This is a genomic window from Streptomyces sp. AC550_RSS872, assembly GCF_019049285.1.
Classification (GTDB): Bacteria; Actinomycetota; Actinomycetes; order Streptomycetales; family Streptomycetaceae; genus Streptomyces.
Map to the genome: position 1 here is coordinate 1 of NZ_JAGMUL010000108.1, position 225 is coordinate 225.

The window sequence follows — 225 nt, forward strand, 5'->3', positions numbered from 1 at the left end:
CGGTATGGGCTGACGGTCCATGATCCCTGCGGTATGCCGACTGCATGAGGTATGCGCAAGGGGGCGGGCTGACCGACGAACGGCGAGCCTTCCGCGAGCAGTTGAGGATGGAAGCGGCCGAGCGGTTCTCCCAGGGCGACGAGAACGCGGTCATCGCGCACGACCTGCGGGTCAGCGTCCGGTCGGTACAGCGCTGGCGCAAGGCTTGGTCGCAGGACGGGCCGA

1 protein-coding gene is annotated in these 225 nt (G+C 68.0%); it reads left to right on the top strand.

The window, feature by feature from the left end; genetic code table 11:
- Positions 1 to 44: 44 nt before the first annotated feature.
- Positions 45 to 225, top strand: a 181-nt coding sequence (locus KUM44_RS31970) for a helix-turn-helix domain-containing protein (RefSeq protein ID WP_254390433.1), incomplete at its 3' end; no start/stop codon positions are given.